Origin of the sequence: Streptomyces sp. NPDC001914 (assembly GCF_042891215.1) — a bacterium.
Classification (GTDB): Bacteria; Actinomycetota; Actinomycetes; order Streptomycetales; family Streptomycetaceae; genus Streptomyces.
On the sequence record NZ_JBIASW010000019.1, the window covers coordinates 129,880 to 145,740 of the forward strand.

Consider the following 15,861-nt stretch of genomic DNA (forward strand, 5'->3'; position numbering starts at 1 on the left):
TGGACTTGTGAGGACTCACGTGAGCTCGAAACCTGTCGTACTCATCGCTGAAGAGCTGTCGCCCGCGACCGTCGACGCCCTGGGCCCGGACTTCGAGATCCGGCACTGCAACGGCGCGGACCGTGCCGAGCTGCTGCCCGCCATCGCCGACGTCGACGCCATCCTGATCCGCTCGGCCACCAAGGTCGACGCCGAGGCCGTCGCCGCCGCCAAGAAGCTGAAGGTCGTCGCACGAGCCGGCGTCGGCCTGGACAACGTCGACGTCTCCGCCTCCACCAAGGCCGGCGTGATGGTCGTCAACGCCCCCACCTCGAACATCGTGACCGCGGCCGAGCTGGCCTGCGGTCTCCTCCTCGCCACCGCGCGCCACATCCCGCAGGCCAACACGGCGCTGAAGAACGGCGAGTGGAAGCGCAGCAAGTACACCGGCGTCGAGCTGGCCGAGAAGACCCTCGGTGTCGTCGGCCTCGGCCGCATCGGCGCGCTCGTCGCGCAGCGCATGTCCGCGTTCGGCATGAAGGTCGTCGCCTACGACCCCTACGTCCAGCCCGCGCGGGCCGCGCAGATGGGCGTCAAGGTCCTCACCCTCGACGAGCTGCTCGAGGTCGCGGACTTCATCACCGTGCACCTGCCGAAGACCCCCGAGACCCTCGGTCTCATCGGCGACGAGGCCCTGCACAAGGTCAAGCCGACGGTGCGCATCGTCAACGCCGCGCGCGGCGGGATCGTCGACGAGGAGGCGCTGTACTCGGCGCTCAAGGAGGGCCGCGTCGCCGGCGCCGGCCTCGACGTGTACGCCAAGGAGCCCTGCACGGACTCCCCGCTGTTCGAGCTCGACGAGGTCGTCTGCACCCCGCACCTCGGCGCCTCCACGGACGAGGCCCAGGAGAAGGCGGGCATCTCCGTCGCCCGCTCGGTGCGCCTCGCCCTCGCCGGTGAGCTCGTCCCGGACGCGGTCAACGTCCAGGGCGGCGTCATCGCCGAGGACGTCAAGCCGGGTCTGCCGCTCGCCGAGAAGCTCGGCCGCATCTTCACCGCCCTCGCGGGCGAGGTCGCGGTCCGCCTCGACGTCGAGGTGTACGGCGAGATCACCCAGCACGACGTCAAGGTGCTCGAACTCTCCGCGCTCAAGGGCGTGTTCGAGGACGTCGTCGACGAGACCGTGAGCTACGTCAACGCCCCGCTGTTCGCGCAGGAGCGCGGCGTCGAGGTCCGGCTGACCACGAGCTCCGAGTCCCCCGACCACCGCAACGTGGTCACCGTGCGCGGCACGCTCGGCGACGGCCAGGAGGTCGCGGTCTCCGGCACGCTGGCCGGCCCGAAGCACCTCCAGAAGATCGTCGCCGTCGGTGACTACGACGTGGACCTGGCGCTCGCCGACCACATGCTCGTCCTGCGCTACGAGGACCGTCCCGGTGTCGTCGGCACCGTAGGCCGCATCCTCGGCGAGTCCGGCATCAACATCGCCGGCATGCAGGTCGCCCGCGCGGACGTCGGTGGCGAGGCCCTCGCGGTCCTCACGGTCGACGACACCGTGCCGCCGACCGTCCTCACCGAGCTCGCCGCGGAGATCGGCGCGACCTCGGCCCGGTCGGTCAACCTGGTCTGAGGCCGCTCCGGGGCGGCTTCCCGCACGACGGCCGGGGCCGGGACACCGAGTCGGTGTCCCGGCCCCGGCCGTTTCGGACGCTCACGCGGACGGTGTCGTCTCCGGCTCGATCAGGCCCTCGCGGTAGGCGATGGCCACCGCCTCGGTGCGGCTCGCGGCACCCAGCTTGGCGAGGATGTTGGAGACGTGGACGCTCGCGGTCTTGCCGCTGATGAACAGTTCCTCGCCGATCTGGCGGTTGGTGCGTCCGCGGCCGAGCAGCCGCAGCACATCGCTCTCCCGGGCGGTGAGCGCGGCGATGCGCTCCCCGGCGGCCGGTGACTCGGCGAGACCGCCGCGCCGCACGAGCGCGTCCAGGGCCTCGCGCAGCGGCTCCGCTCCGAGATCGACGGCGGTGTCGCGGGCGGCGCGGGCCTGTTCTCCGGCCTCCTCGCGGCGGCCCGCGGCCAGCAGGGCCTCCGCCAGCCGCCGCCGGCTCCTGGCCAGCTCGTACGGATCGCCGTAGCCGAAGGCCGCGACCGCCCGCTCCCAGGCCGCCACGTCCGGACCGGTGCGCGCCCGCAGCCACTCCGCCTCGGCGCGGGCGGACCAGGCCCGGCCCTCGGGCCCCTGCCCGTCGTCCCTGCCGCCGGGGGCCGCCGCGGTCCTCGCCAGCTCCACCAGCTCGGTCGCGGTGTCCGCCCAGCGGTCGCCGCCGGCCGTGTCGCCGGTGCGGCGCGCCTCCTCCGCCGCGTCCGCGACCGCCGACAGCGCGAGCGCGGCGAGCCGCACCACGACGGGCGGCGGTCCGGTGCCGGTGACGTCCGTGAGGTCCTCGGCCGCGGTGCGCAGCCGCCGTACGGCCTCCTCGGTGTCGCCGCCGTGGGCCGCCGCGTCGGTCAGGACGATGCTCGCGACGAGCGTCGACATCCAGTCGAAGGGCCGGTCGAGCAGGGCGCGCGCCCCGGCGACGGCCGCTTCCCGGGCTCCGCGGGCCAGAGCCACGTACAGGGCGGGACCCGACGCGAACCCGGCGGCGGCCGGGAGCAGTTCGGCGTCCTCGGCGGCCGCTCGCGCGCACGCGTCCCAGCGGCCCAGCGTGTAGAGCACCAGCGACTGGAGGTAGCGCAGCTCCAGGGCGTACGGCGAGGGGAGGAGACCGGCGCGACGGGCGCGGTCCACACCGTCGCCGAGCCAGGTCAGGCACTCCTCCAGGTCACCGGATTCGTAGGCCCCGATGGCCAGGTTGAACAGCGCCCGCATCTCCACCGGGAAGTTCCCGGCGCCGTGGGCCAGTTCACGTGCCCGGCGCAGACGTTCGCGGCCCTTCGGGGTGCGCCGGTTGTCCGTCTCCATGCCGACGAGGGAGATCGTCAGGTCGGCCTGGGCGTCGTCCAGCCGGAGCTGTTCGGCGGTGCCGAGCGCCTGCCGGGCGACCCGCTCGGCGTCCTCGTCCCGCCCCACCAGGCGGGCCGCCATGACATGGGTCGCCGCCGCCCACACCCAGGTGTACGAGGGCGGTTCGGCGGGGATCAGGGCGAGTGCCTCGCTGCTGTACGTGAACGCGTCCTTCAGGCTGTCGATCCGCATCAGGTTGCCCGCGAGGGTGTACCGCACGCGGGCGGCGAGCTCGGAGTCGGCGTCCGAGCCGGCCCGGGCGAGCGCGTCCCGGGTGAGGTGGACCGCGCGATGCATCTCCCCGGAGCTGGCGGCGGCGGCCGCGGCGCGCAGGGTGAGGGTGACGGGACCGGCGCTCTCGGGGCGGGCGCCGGCGTCGACCGCGGGCCACAGTTCGAGTGCGGCCTCCAGGTGGCGCAGCTCCTCGGCGGGCGCGCCGACGCGCTGGGCGTGATCGGCGGCTTCGAGGGAGGCGGTGAGCGCGTCGGCCAGGTCGTGGCTCTCGCGCGAGTGGTGCGCGCGCTCCGCCGCGTTCTTCGCCGAACGGGCGGGTCCGGCGAGGAGTCCGGCGAACCGGCTGTGCAGCCGCACCCGTTCACCGGGCAGCAGGTCGGCGTACACGGCCTCGCGGGTGAGCGCGTGCCGGAACGAGTACGTCGCGTCGCCCCCGGGCACCAGGAGCTGGTGGCCGACGGCCTCGCGCAGCGCCGACTCCAGTTCCTCCTCCGGCAGTTGTACGGCGTCACGCAGCAGTTCGTGCTCGACGCGGCGCCCCGCGACGGCCGCCGTGCGCAGCACCTGCTGGGCGGTGTCGGAGAGTTGCTCGATGCGGATGAGGAGGACGTCGGCGAGTCCGCTGGGCATGGCGGGGGAGACGGGGGCGTCGTCGCCGGGCAGCGCGGCGAGCAGTTCCTCGGCGTAGAAGGCGTTGCCCTCGGCGCGCTCGACGATGCTGTGGACCGTGGTGTCGGAGACCGGGCCGGTGCGCAGCGCGCGCACGAGCCGGGCCACGTCGGCGTCGGCCATGGGCCGCAGCTCCAGCCGGTCGACGGCCGGCAGCCGGATCAGCTCGGCGAGCAGGGGGCGCAGCGGGTGGCGGCGGTGCAGGTCGTCCGCGCGGTACGAGGCGAAGACCGCGAGGCGCCGGGCGGGGTTCCCGGCCGAGGGCCGCTGGAGCACGCCCCGGCTGAGCAGGAAGCGGAGCAGGTCCCGGGAGGACTGGTCGGCCCAGTGCAGGTCCTCGATGATCAGCAGGAGCGGGGTGATGTCGGCCAGGTCGGCCAGGAGACCGGCGACGGCCTCGAAGAGCTGGAGCCGGCCGCCGGGGTCGGACGCGCCGCCGGACCCCGGGCCGGAGCCGGTGAGCCGGTCCACCGCCGGGTGGGCCGCGAACGCCGGGGCGAGACGGTCGTCGGCGGCCGCCGCGCCGAGGATCTCCGTGAACGGGAGATACGGCAGGCCCACGTCGCCGAGGTCCACGCAGTGACCGGTCAGGACCGTCGTGCCGGAGGCGGTCGCGTGCGCCGCGGCCTCCGTGAGCGTGCGGGTCTTGCCGACGCCGGCGTCGCCGGCCACCAGGACCGCGCGCGGCTCGCCGCCCCCGGCACGCTCCAGCACGCCGGTGAGCCGGGCGAGTTCGTCACCCCGGCCGATGAACGGCGTACCGAATGTCTGTGTCACAGGCCCATCCTGGCACGCCGGGCCGACAACTCCCCGGCGTCGCCGCCCTGATCGGGCACGGGGCCCTTCATGCCGGTGCCGGGCGGACCGGGGTTCCCCGGTCCGCCCGGCCGACGGGCTCGTGGTGGTCGTTCGCCCGCAGGGCCGGGGGCGGGCGGGTGTCAGGCCGTTTCCCGGGCGGGTGCCGCCGCGAGCGGCTCGCCGGTCCCGGCGTCGAGGTCGTCGCCGTCCTCGCGCACCGCCACCTTGCGCAGGCTCGCCGTGGCGAGGACGGCGGCGCCAAGCAGCAGGACCGTTCCGGCGGCGGCCGCCGCCTGCATGCCGTGGGTGAACGCCTCCCGCGCCGCGTCGGCCAGTGCCCGCCCGCCGTCGCCCGGCAGCCGACCGGCCACGGCCAGCGCGCCGCCCAGCGTCTCGTGGGCCGCGGCCGGGACGCCGGCCGGCATGTCGTGGCGGTAGACCGCCGTGCCGATGGAGCCCAGGACCGCCATGCCGAGGGCGCCGCCGAACTCGGCCCCGGTCTCCAGCAGGGAGGCGGCGGCGCCCGTGTTGCCGAGGGGCACGGTGCCGAGGGCCAGGTCCATCATCTGCGACATCACGGTGACGATCCCGGAGGCGAGGACGCCCGCGCCGGCCAGCACGAGCCACAGGGAGTCGGTGCCGGCGAAGGCCAGCAGGCCGTAGCCGCAGGCGGCGAGGACGAAGCCGCCGGAGACGACGTGGGCCCGGTGGACGCCCTTCTGCACGAGCTGTGCCGAGACGGGCGCGGCCACGCCGACCAGGACGGTGGGAAGCAGGGACCACAGGGCGGCGGCCATGGAGCTCTTGCCGAGCACCGACTGCAGGTACTGGGTGGTGAAGAACGCCGAGCCCATCATGCCGAAGGACGAGATCAGGTTGAGGACGACGGCGGGTGCGAAGCCGCGGCCGCGGAAGACGGCGGGGGAGATCAGCGGGGACTTCGCGGTGCGCTGGCGGTGCACGAACAGGGCGGTGAAGACGAGGCCGACGAGGACCGAGACGACGTACTCGGTCTTCCAGCCCTCGGACGGGATCTCCTTGACGCCGTAGATCACCGGCAGCACGGCGGCCATCGACAGCGGAACGCTCAGCAGGTCGAAGCGGCCCGGCTCGGGATTCTTGGACTCGGGCAGCAGGAACGGGCCGAGCACCAGCAGCAGGGCCATCGCGGGCAGGTTGACCAGGAAGACGGAACCCCACCAGAAGTATTCGACGAGAACACCGCTCATCACCGAGCCGAGGGCGATGCCGCCGGTCATGACGCCGGACCACAGCCCGATCGCCTTGGCGCGCTGTCCGGGGTCGGTGAACATCGTCCGGATGATCGCCATCGTGGAGGGCATCAGGGTCGCGCCGCCCACGCCGAGGACCGCGCGGGCCGCGATCAGCATCTCGGCGCTGTTCGCGTAGGCCGCCAGTACCGAGGCGGTGCCGAACGCCGCGGCGCCGAACAGGAGCAGCTTGCGGCGCCCGATGCGGTCGCCGAGGGAGCCCATCGTCATCAGCAGTCCGGCGAGCACGAACGCGTAGATGTCGAAGATCCAGAGCTGCTGGGTGCCGCTCGGCTCCAGGTCCGCGCTGATCGAGGGGATCGCGAAGTAGAGGACGGAGACGTCCATCGAGACCAGGAGCAGCGGAAGCATCAGGACGCCGAGGGCGGTCCATTCGCGGCGGCCGGCCGGTGCCCCGGGGGCGTCGGCGGCGGAAGTCGTGCTCGTCGGGTTCGTCATGGCAGGGACTGTACGCACGTCTTAAACGCTTGTCTAGTACGAGCGTTTAAGACGTGCGTATCAAACAGCCGTCCTTGACGGGCGTATGGGACGGTTGTCTGAATCGGGGTAGGGTGGCCGGCATGGGACACCGTGAGGATCTGCTCGAAGGCGCCAAGCGCTGCCTGCTGGAGAAGGGGTTCGTGCGCACCACGGCGCGCGACATCGTCAAGGAGTCGGGTACGAACCTGGCGTCCATCGGCTACCACTACGGATCGAAGGACGCGCTGCTCGCCACGGCCTACGTGGATCTCATCGCCAACGTGGGTGACACGTTCGGCGCGTTCGCGATGACGGACACGGCGAGCGCGCCCGGCTCCCTGGAGCGTTTCCAGGAGGCATGGGAGAGCATCACCCGCTCCTTCGTCCAGGACCGGCCCATCTGGATGCTCACCTTCGAGGTGATCACCAACTCCGACCGGCTCCCCACGGTCCGCGAACACCTGGCGAAGGCATCGGACGAGGGGCGCCGCGGGCTCGTCCCGATGCTGGCCGGCGGATCGGAGGCCGACGTCGACGACGCCACGATGCGGTCGCTCGGCGGCTTCTACCAGGTCCTGCTCAACGGTCTCAGCGTGCAGTGGCTCTTCGACCCGGAGTCGGCCACCGACGCGAAGGACCTGACCGAGGGGCTGCGACGGGTGATCGCGGGGGTCCGCGAGACGGAGTGACCGCTCTCGTTCACCTTCGGGGTGCCGGGGCGCGCAGGTCCCGGAGGGCCGGGATCAGCGCCACCGGCATCAGCGCGCCCGTGACGGCGAGGGCCGCCGCGTATCCCGCCGGTGCCGCCAGGACGCCGAAGCCGAGCGCGCCGACGCCCATGCCGCCGTCGTAGGCGAGGTTCCACAGCGCGCTGACCGTGCCGTAGCCCGAGGCGGGGACCCGTGCGTACATCAGGCTCAGCGTCGCGTTCTGGGCGATGCCGAAACCGGCTCCGAGGACGGCCACCCCGGCCAGGACCGCGACCGCGCTTCCGGTGAACGCGGTGATCAGCATGCCGGCGGCCGACAGCAGCAGGCCCGGCACCACCAGCACCGCGGGTCCGTGCCGGTCGCCGTACCGGCCCGCCGCCCACCGGGCCGCGGTCGACGCGGCGGGCTGCACGAACAGGGCCGCAGCGACGACCCCGGAGACCGCGGCGGGGACCGCCAGCGGCAGGAAGGTGACGACGATCCCGGTCGCCAGGGCCGTGGTCGCGAAGACGGCCGCGGGCCGGGCCAGCTCTCCGGTGCGCAGCGCAGCCACCATCCCCACGGGCTTCTCCGGCTCCCGCTCCCGGCCGGGGAGCGCCGGCACCGACGCCACGGCGGCGAGCGCGGCGACGCCCGCGGCCAGGGCGACCGGGGTGAACCCCACGTGCCCGGCCAGCCACACGCCGAGCGGCAGGGCGATCAGTGACGGCACGCCCGAGACCACACCCACCAGCGCGAGCCCCTCGCCGCGCCGCCCGGCCGGGATCAGCGAGGCGGTCAGCGCGCCGCCGGCCACCAGCGTCAGGGCGAAGCCGAGGCCGCGGACCAGGCAGACCAGCACGATCCAGGCCAGGGAGTGCGAGAGGGTCAGGACGAGCGCCGGAGCCCCGAGCAGCACGAGGCCGGCGGCCAGCGCGGCCCGGTGCCCGTAGCGCGCCACCAGGCGGGGGCCCGCCAGTTCACCGAGGACGGTGGCCAGCATCAGCGCACCGGTGGCCGGGCCCGCCCCCGACGCCGTGGCGTAGGCGGGGACGACCGACAGCAGCAGGAAGAAGCTCACCGACGCCCCGATCATGCTCACGAAGCGGAGCATCAGGGGCCGGGTGAGCAGGGGTGGCCGTCCGGGCGCGGCCGGGCCCGCCGCCGCCCCGGCCGCCGGGGTGGCGGGCGAGGCCGTACCGGCCGCCTGAGCGGTGGCCGGGTCCGCAGGGGACGCCGGGTCCGTCACCGGCGCCGCGGGCGCCCGGTCCGGGGGCGGAACCGCCCGTGGTGCCGGGCCGGGCGGTGTCGCGCCAGGGGTGCGGCCCGGGAGCGGGGCCGAGTCCGCCAGGTGCGTCGGGTCCGTCGGGTCCGTCGGGTCCGCCGGGCGCGCCAGGTCCGTCGGACACGCCGGGCACGTCGGGTCCGCCGCCTCCGTCGCCGGCGTGCCGGGCGCGCGGTCCGGGACCGGGGACGCGATCGGGTCCGCCGGGGATGCCGGGATCGGCGTCCGTGTGGCCGGCCGGGAGGTCCGTCGTATCGGGGAAGGCGTCATGGGAACGACGCTAGGTTCCGGCCGGACCGCCGGTAAGCTCCAATTCCATGCCTCCGCAGTGGGCCGGTCTGTCGCCCGAGCTGCTGCTGTCCGTCGACCGGGACAGCGGCGAACAGCTGCGTGCCCAGCTCGAACGGCAGCTGCGCGACGCGATCCGCACGGGCCGGCTCGGCGCCGGAGAACGGCTCCCCTCCTCCCGCGGACTCGCCCGCGAACTCGGCCTGTCGCGCGGCCTCGTCCAGGACTGCTACGCCCAACTCCAGGCCGAGGGCTACCTGATGACCCGGACCGGCTCCGCCACCCGGGTCGCCCCGGGAGCGCACGTGCCGCCCGCGCCCGCCTCCCCGGGCCGGACCGCTCCGCGCCTGATCGCCGATTTCCGGCACGGCGTACCGGACTTGGGAAGCTTCCCGATCGCCGACTGGCTCTGGGCCACCCGCGAGGCGGCCCGCGCGATGCCGACCTCGGATCTCGACTACGGCGATCCGCGCGGGAGTTCGGTGCTGCGCGAGGTCGTGGCCGGATATCTGCGCCGGGTGCGCGCGGCCGCGGCCGATCCCGAACGGATCGTCGTCTGCTCCGGCTACGCGCAGGGGCTCGGACTCACGCTGCGCGCCCTCGCGCTCGCCGGTGTGCGTGAGGTGGCGTACGAGGATCCCGGCGGCCCCGCCACCGCGTCGGCCGCCGCCGGCGCCGCGGGGCTGAAGGCCGTGCCCGTCCCGGTCGACGAGGACGGAGTCGACGTCCGCGCGCTCGACGCGAGCGGGGCCCGCGCCGTCGTCGTCACCCCGGCCCACCAGTGGCCCACCGGCGTCGTCCTCGCCCCGCGACGGCGGATCGCCCTGATCGAGTGGGCCATGCGCCGGGACGCGTACGTCATCGAGGACGACTACGACGCAGAGTTCCGCTACGACCGGGAACCGGTGGGCGCCCTCCAGGGGCTGGCGGCGGACCGGGTCGTGTCGATCGGCACCGTCAGCAAGTCGCTCGCCCCGGCGCTGCGCATCGGCTGGATCCTCTGCCCGCCCGCGCTCGCCGCCCCGGTGACCGAGGCCAAGCGTCTCGCCGACCGGGGTTCCCCGACCCTCGACCAGCTCGCCCTGGCCAGGCTGATCGAGTCGGGGCGTCACGACCGACATCTGCGCCGGATGCGCACGCTCTACGCGGCCCGCCGCACCGCACTGGTCGACGCGCTGGCCGCGCACGCTCCCGAGGTCAGGCTCACCGGGCTGGCCGCCGGCTTCCACGCGGTCCTGCACCTGGCGCCGGACGCCGACGAGCGGTCCGTCGTCGCCGCGGCCCGGGAACGCTCCGTCGGCCTGTACGGCATGAGCGCGTGCCGCTCGGACGGGGCGACGGCCCCGGCCCGTCTGGTCCTCGGCTTCGGCGACGTGGGGGAGCGCGCGATCACCGAGGGAGTGGCGGCCGTCGCAGACCTGCTGACCGGCCAGGCCCGCCCGCCGGCCGGGCCGGGCACCCGCCGGGGCTTCCGCTAGAGCCGCGCGCCCTTCAGCGCCATGTGCAGCAGCAGCCGGTCCTCGCCGTCGTCCAGGTCCAGGCCGGTGAGCTGCTCCACGCGGGACAGGCGGTAGTACAGCGTCTGCCGGTGGATGCCCAACTCGGCCGCCGTGCGACCGGCCTGGCCCGCCCGGTCCAGGAACACCTCGGCCGTACGGGCGAGTTCGCGGTGGGCGGTGCCCAACAGGGCGCTCACGGCGGGGTCGTGGGCCACCTCCGGCGGCAGGGCGGTGAGGAGTCTGAAGGGGCCGATCGCAGCCCACTCGGCGACGGGACCGAGCCGCGGCTCGGCCAGCACCGCACGCGCGGCCGCCGCCGCCTCACGCCAGGAGGCCCCCAGCTCCCCGAGCCCTTCCCGGGCCCCGGCGACCCCGGCGGCCACCGTCCCGCCGGGGGAGGCCCCTTTGGGACCGCCGCCGGGGGAGGGGGCGCCCGTACCACCGCCCGCGGAGCCCGTACCCGGTGCGGTGCCGGGGGCGGCGGCCTTGCCCCGGGCGTCCGCGGCCTCCCGTACGAACCGGCCGGCCGCCGTCAGCGCCGGGGTCAGGACGTCCGGCGACCGCAGCCGGATCAGCAGGGCCAGGCTCTGGCCGGTGGCGCCCCAAGGGATCGTGCACAGCGCGGTCGCGCCCGGCACCGTACGGGCGGACGGGGCGTCGTCCGGGTCGGCCGACGGCCACGGCGCCACGCACACCACCGTGTGCAGACCCTCGCCGCGCGGGCCGAGCGCCGTGCGCAGCTCCGCCACCGCCATGTCCCGCTGCCAGCCGCGCTCGGCGGTCAGCACGGCCCGCAGCTCCCGGGTGAGGTCCGCGCCGGCCTGCGCCTCGTCCGCGAGCAGCGCGCCGATGCGGGAGGCCACCTGCATGGCCCCGGCGAGCTGGGCGTCCGTGGGACCCGGGTCGTCGTCGAGCAGCCAGACATAGCCGAGGACCACACCCCGGTGCCGTACCGGCAGACAGATCCGCCCCCGGTAGACCCCGGCCTCGGGGGTCGGCGGGATGCGGACGGGCCCGGTCGCGCGGGTGATGCCGAAGCCCTCGAACCAGGTGCGGACCGCGGTGGTGGACCGCCGGGTGAGGATCGAGCGGGTGCGCACGGGGTCGAGGGCGGACGGGTCGAGGTCGCCCTCACTGTCGTACGCGCCGAAGGCGATCAGCTCGAAATCGCGGTTCTCCAGCGTCGCCGGGACCCCGAGGAGCGCCGAGATCTCGTCGACCAGCTCCTGGTAGTCGCCTCTGTGTTCACCGCTCACCCCGGTATTCTCGCGCATTTCCGCGAGCCCTTCATACATATGTCTGAGATCTGGGCCAGGGATGCGTGACAGCTGTCGATGGCCCAGGATCGGAGAGATCCCTAGGTTTCACGGTGGTTCTCCGTGCCGTACCCGAATCGTCGGGATTCGGCCTCCTGCTGACTTCGTTGTGGAGGTGCCCCGTGCTGGGTCCCGTGATTCTCGCCGCCTCGCGCAGCGACAAGATGCGCCGTCTGATCTCGGCCGCCCCGGTGACCAAGCCGGTCGTCGACCGCTTCATCCCCGGTGAGACCGTCGACCAGGTCGTCCCGATCATCAAGGACCTCACGGGCAAGGGCCTGGAAGTCACGATGGACGTCGTCGGCGAGGACATCACGACCCCCGAGCAGTCGTACGCCGCCCGTGACGCGTACCTGGAGCTGATCGGCCGCCTCAAGGAGCTCGGCCTCGGCACCAAGGCCGAGATGTCGGTCAAGCTCTCGATGTTCGGACAGGCCCTGGAGGGCGGTCACGAGCTGGCCCTGGCCAACGTCCGTCCGGTCGTCGAGGCCGCCGCCGCCATCGGCACCACCGTCACGCTGGACGCCGAGGACCACACCACCCTCGACTCGATGTTCGCGATCCACGAGGAGCTGCGGAAGGACTTCCCGCAGACCGGCTGTGTGATCCAGGCCTACCTGTTCCGCACCGAGGCCGACGCCCGCCGCCTCGCCGAGAGCGGCAGCCGCGTCCGTCTGGTGAAGGGCGCCTACAAGGAGCCCGCCGAGGTCGCGTACCAGCAGAAGGCGGAGACCGACAAGGCGTACGTCCGCATCCTGAAGATCCTGATGGAGGGCGAGGGCTACCCGATGATCGGGTCCCACGACCCCCGCCTCATCTCGATCGCGCAGGAGCTCGCGCGGACCGCCGGGCGCAAACTGGACGAGTACGAGTTCCAGATGCTGTACGGCATCCGCAGCGACGAGCACGTGCGGCTCGCCGCCGAGGGCCACCGCATGCGCGTCTACACCGCCTACGGCACCGACTGGTACGGCTACTTCATGCGGCGCCTCGCGGAGAAGCCGGCCAACCTGCTCTTCTTCGCCCGCTCGATCCTGACCAAGGGCTGACAGATGACCCCCACACAGACCATCGGCCGGGGGTCCGGGGGTTGTCCCCCGGGAAGGCGCAGCATGCGGCGCCTCGCGGAGAAGCCGGCCAACCTGCTCTTCTTCGCCCGCTCGATCCTGACCAAGGGCTGAGACCGAACCACCCGCTCGACTCAAGGAGTTACGGAAAAAATGGACGCTGTGACCCAGGTCCCCACCCCCGTCAACGAGCCGGTGCACGGCTACGCCCCCGGCTCGCCCGAGCGTGCCCGCCTGGAGGTCAAGCTCAAGGAGCTGGCCGAGAACCCGATCGACCTGCCGATGACCATCGGCGGCGAGAAGCGGATGGGCGGCGGCGAGCGTTTCGACGTCGTGCAGCCGCACAACCACAAGGCGCGCATCGGCACCTACGCCAACGCCACGCAGCAGGACGCGCAGGACGCGGTGGACGCGGCCCTCGCCGCGGCCCCGGCCTGGCGCGCGATGTCCTTCGACGACCGCGCGGCGATCATCCTGCGCGCCGCCGAGCTGCTGGCCGGTCCCTGGCGCGAGACGCTGGCCGCCTCCACCATGCTCGGCCAGTCGAAGACCGCCCAGCAGGCCGAGATCGACACCCCCTGCGAGCTCGTCGACTTCTGGCGCTTCAACGTCCACTACGCCCGCCAGATCCTCGCCGAGCAGCCGCCGGCGAACTCCCCGGGTGTGTGGAACCGCATGGACCACCGCCCGCTGGAGGGCTTCGTCTACGCGATCACGCCCTTCAACTTCACGGCGATCGCGGGCAACCTGCCCACCGCTCCGGCGCTCATGGGCAACGTCGTCGTGTGGAAGCCGTCCCCGACGCAGACCCACGCCGCCGTGCTGCTGATGCAGCTCCTGGAGGAGGCGGGCCTGCCCAAGGGCGTCATCAACCTCGTCACCGGTGACGGCATCGAGGTCTCCAAGGTCGCCCTGGAGCACCGCGACCTCGCCGGCATCCACTTCACCGGCTCGACCAAGACCTTCCAGTACCTGTGGAAGACGGTCGGCAACAACATCGAGAAGTACCGCTCCTACCCGCGTCTGGTCGGCGAGACCGGCGGCAAGGACTTCGTGGTCGCCCACCCGTCGGCGGACCGCGCGGTCCTCAAGACCGCCCTGACCCGCGGTTCCTTCGAGTACCAGGGCCAGAAGTGCTCGGCGAGCTCCCGCGCCTACATCCCGGCCTCCATCTGGAACTCCGGTTTCAAGGAGGAGTTCGCGGCCGAGGTCGACTACCTGACCATGGGTGACGTCACCGACCTGTCGAACTTCATCGGCGCGGTCATCGACGAGCGGTCCTTCGCCAAGAACAAGGCGGCCATCGACCGCGCGAAGGCCGACCCGACCTGCACGATCGTCGCTGGCGGCACGTACGACGACTCCGTCGGCTACTTCGTGCGCCCGACCGTCGTCGAGTGCTCGGACCCGGAGAACGAGGTCTTCACGACCGAGTACTTCGGCCCCTTCCTCGCCGTGCACGTCTACGAGGACGACAAGTACGACGAGATGCTGACCCAGATGGAGTCGGCGTCCGACTACGCGCTCACCGGCGCGGTCATCTCGGGCGACCGCGCGGCGGCCGCGTACACGATGGACAAGCTCCGCTACGCGGCGGGCAACTTCTACATCAACGACAAGTCGACCGGCGCCGTCGTCGGCCAGCAGCCCTTCGGCGGCGGCCGTGCCTCCGGCACCAACGACAAGGCGGGCGCCCCGCAGAACCTGATGCGCTGGACGCTGACCCGCGCCATCAAGGAGACGCTGGTCCCGCCGACCGACTACGGCTACCCGCACATGGGCTGACAGCCGAACGCGGCCGCCGGCCCACGGGCCGGCCGCCCGTCACCCACTCCGCCCCCGCCCCACGGTCTCCCCCGTCCGTGGAGCGGGGGCGGTTTCCATGGCGCGGCGCTATCCGGGCAGCTCCGTCCGCTCCCACCACTCGTACACGGGCAGCCGTCCCTCCGGGGAGTCCGCGTGCCGTGGGGTCGCCCTGAAGTGTTCGTATCCGCCACGCAGCTCGATCTTCACGTCCGATCCGGGGGCCGGGGCGGGGACGATCCGTTCGGGCAGGTCGTCCGGGCCGCCCTCGAGCAGTGCTTTCGTCGACTCGTTCATGCTGTCACCGTTCCCGCTGCCGGAGCCCGATGCGGCATGCGGCGCCCAGGATCAGTCGTGCGGGTGATGCGCGTCCCGGCCGTCGGCCGTCGCCCTGCGGCCGAGGAAGTCCCGCACGAGGGCCGCGATCTGCGCCGCGTGCGTCTCCAGGGCGAAGTGCCCCGTCGGCAGCAGATGGATCTCGGCGTCCGGCAGGTCGCGGCGGAAGGCGAGGGCGCCCTCCGGGACGAAGATCTCGTCGCCCGCGCCCCAGACCGCGAGCAGCGGGACCCGGCTGGTGCGGAAGTACTCCTGGAACGCCGGATAGAGCGCGAAGTTGGAGCCGTAGTCGGAGATCAGGTCGAGCTGGATCTCCGACTGGCCGGGACGGGCCATCAGGGCCGCGTCGTGCTCGTACGCGTCGGGGCTCACCAGGGTCGGGTCCTGGACGCCGGTCAGGTACTGCCACCGGATCCCGTCCGGGCTGCTGATCGCCCGGACCGGCGCCTCCGTCCCGGGGGTGCGCTCCGCGATCAGCGCCAGCACCGGCGCCCAGGCGTCCGCGCCCAGCCCCTCCTCGTAGGCGTTGCCGTTCTGCGTGATGATCGCGGTCACCCGTTCGGGGTGCGCGAGGGCGAGGCGCAGGCCGATCGGGGCGCCGTAGTCCTGGATGTAGAGCGCGTACTCCTTGAGGCCGAGCTGCTCGGTGAACTCCCCGGTGATCTCGGCCAGCCGGTCGAAGGAGTACGGGAAGGCCCCGGCCGCCGGGGCGTCCGAGCGGCCGAAGCCGAGGTGGTCGGGGGCGATCAGGTGGTAGCGGTCGGCGAGCAGCGGCAGCAGGTCCCGGAACATGTGCGAGCTGGACGGGAAGCCGTGCAGCAGGAGCAGGGCGGGAGCGTCCGCGGGACCCGCCTCGCGGTAGGCGATGCGGTGGCCGGCGACGGTGGCGGTGCGGTGGTGGACCGGGTGGCTGCGCATGATCGAATCCCCTAACCCCTGAAAGCATCTTTGGTGGTGAGATCAGTTCAGCACGATCGCACCTAACCGGTCAAGATGTTTTTGGGGGTTAGACAGGGAGGGTTGCGGCGCCGGTCTCCCGTCGTGCCGCGCGGGCCGTCGCCGCAGGCCGGAGCGGTGTGACGCAACCCGCCGTCTCAGATAGTAGGAAGTCCGAGTAATTGTGGAGACAGATGCCCGGTC

At 73.2% G+C, this 15,861-nt stretch carries 12 protein-coding genes; 6 read left to right on the forward strand and 6 right to left on the reverse strand.

Annotated features, from left to right (window positions below):
- Window positions 1-19: 19 nt before the first annotated feature.
- Window positions 20-1,609, forward strand: coding sequence for a phosphoglycerate dehydrogenase (gene serA / locus ACFYYF_RS36080; RefSeq protein ID WP_388782472.1), 1,590 nt, complete (start codon window positions 20-22; stop codon window positions 1,607-1,609).
- A gap of 81 nt (window positions 1,610-1,690) precedes the next feature.
- Here the strand turns inward: serA and ACFYYF_RS36085 are convergent, their stop codons facing one another.
- Both ACFYYF_RS36085 and ACFYYF_RS36090 read right to left on the reverse strand, forming a co-directional pair.
- On the reverse strand, window positions 1,691-4,666 hold the full coding sequence (locus ACFYYF_RS36085; protein WP_388782475.1) for an AAA family ATPase: 2,976 nt from the start codon (window positions 4,664-4,666) through the stop codon (window positions 1,691-1,693).
- A 161-nt stretch (window positions 4,667-4,827) separates the two neighbouring features.
- Window positions 4,828-6,417: an MFS transporter gene (locus ACFYYF_RS36090; RefSeq protein WP_388782478.1), complete on the reverse strand. Its 1,590-nt coding sequence runs from the start codon at window positions 6,415-6,417 to the stop codon at window positions 4,828-4,830.
- Between the two features lie 122 nt (window positions 6,418-6,539).
- Between ACFYYF_RS36090 and ACFYYF_RS36095 the strand changes: the two genes are divergently transcribed.
- Window positions 6,540-7,127 (forward strand): TetR/AcrR family transcriptional regulator, encoded by a 588-nt coding sequence (locus ACFYYF_RS36095; RefSeq protein WP_361692656.1) that lies wholly within the window; start codon window positions 6,540-6,542, stop codon window positions 7,125-7,127.
- A 10-nt stretch (window positions 7,128-7,137) separates the two neighbouring features.
- Here ACFYYF_RS36095 and ACFYYF_RS36100 read toward each other — a convergent pair whose 3' ends face one another.
- Window positions 7,138-8,223 (reverse strand): MFS transporter, encoded by a 1,086-nt coding sequence (locus tag ACFYYF_RS36100; protein WP_388782536.1) that lies wholly within the window; start codon window positions 8,221-8,223, stop codon window positions 7,138-7,140.
- 506 nt (window positions 8,224-8,729) lie between these two features.
- Here ACFYYF_RS36100 and ACFYYF_RS36105 point away from each other — a divergent pair.
- Entirely contained in the window at window positions 8,730-10,178 is a 1,449-nt protein-coding gene (locus ACFYYF_RS36105) for a PLP-dependent aminotransferase family protein (protein WP_388782481.1), read from the forward strand.
- Here the strand turns inward: ACFYYF_RS36105 and ACFYYF_RS36110 are convergent.
- Window positions 10,175-11,473: a PucR family transcriptional regulator gene (locus ACFYYF_RS36110; RefSeq protein WP_388782484.1), complete on the reverse strand. Its 1,299-nt coding sequence runs from the start codon at window positions 11,471-11,473 to the stop codon at window positions 10,175-10,177. The genes ACFYYF_RS36105 and ACFYYF_RS36110 overlap by 4 nt on opposite strands.
- 164 nt (window positions 11,474-11,637) lie before the next feature.
- Here ACFYYF_RS36110 and ACFYYF_RS36115 point away from each other — a divergent pair, with 164 nt between their 5' ends.
- Genes ACFYYF_RS36115 through pruA form a run of 3 tightly spaced genes read left to right on the forward strand, consistent with a single transcriptional unit; the run spans window position 11,638 to window position 14,367 of the window.
- Window positions 11,638-12,564 (forward strand): proline dehydrogenase family protein, encoded by a 927-nt coding sequence (locus ACFYYF_RS36115; RefSeq protein WP_355761564.1) that lies wholly within the window; start codon window positions 11,638-11,640, stop codon window positions 12,562-12,564.
- Window positions 12,565-12,567: 3 nt separating this feature from the next.
- Entirely contained in the window at window positions 12,568-12,696 is a 129-nt protein-coding gene (locus tag ACFYYF_RS36120) for a hypothetical protein (RefSeq protein ID WP_361692647.1), read from the forward strand.
- 39 nt (window positions 12,697-12,735) lie between these two features.
- The gene (gene pruA, locus ACFYYF_RS36125) at window positions 12,736-14,367 is read left to right on the forward strand and encodes an L-glutamate gamma-semialdehyde dehydrogenase (RefSeq protein ID WP_361692644.1); all 1,632 of its coding nucleotides are present in this window, start codon (window positions 12,736-12,738) and stop codon (window positions 14,365-14,367) included.
- 108 nt (window positions 14,368-14,475) lie between these two features.
- On the opposite strand, the gene ACFYYF_RS36130 is transcribed toward pruA, so the two are convergent.
- Window positions 14,476-14,682 carry a DUF5988 family protein gene (locus ACFYYF_RS36130; protein WP_388782488.1) on the reverse strand — a complete coding sequence of 69 codons (207 nt, stop codon included), beginning with the start codon at window positions 14,680-14,682 and terminating at the stop codon, window positions 14,476-14,478.
- A gap of 51 nt (window positions 14,683-14,733) precedes the next feature.
- Window positions 14,734-15,639, reverse strand: a complete 906-nt coding sequence (locus ACFYYF_RS36135; protein ID WP_388782491.1) for an alpha/beta fold hydrolase — start codon at window positions 15,637-15,639, stop codon at window positions 14,734-14,736.
- Between the last annotated feature and the right edge of the window lie 222 nt (window positions 15,640-15,861).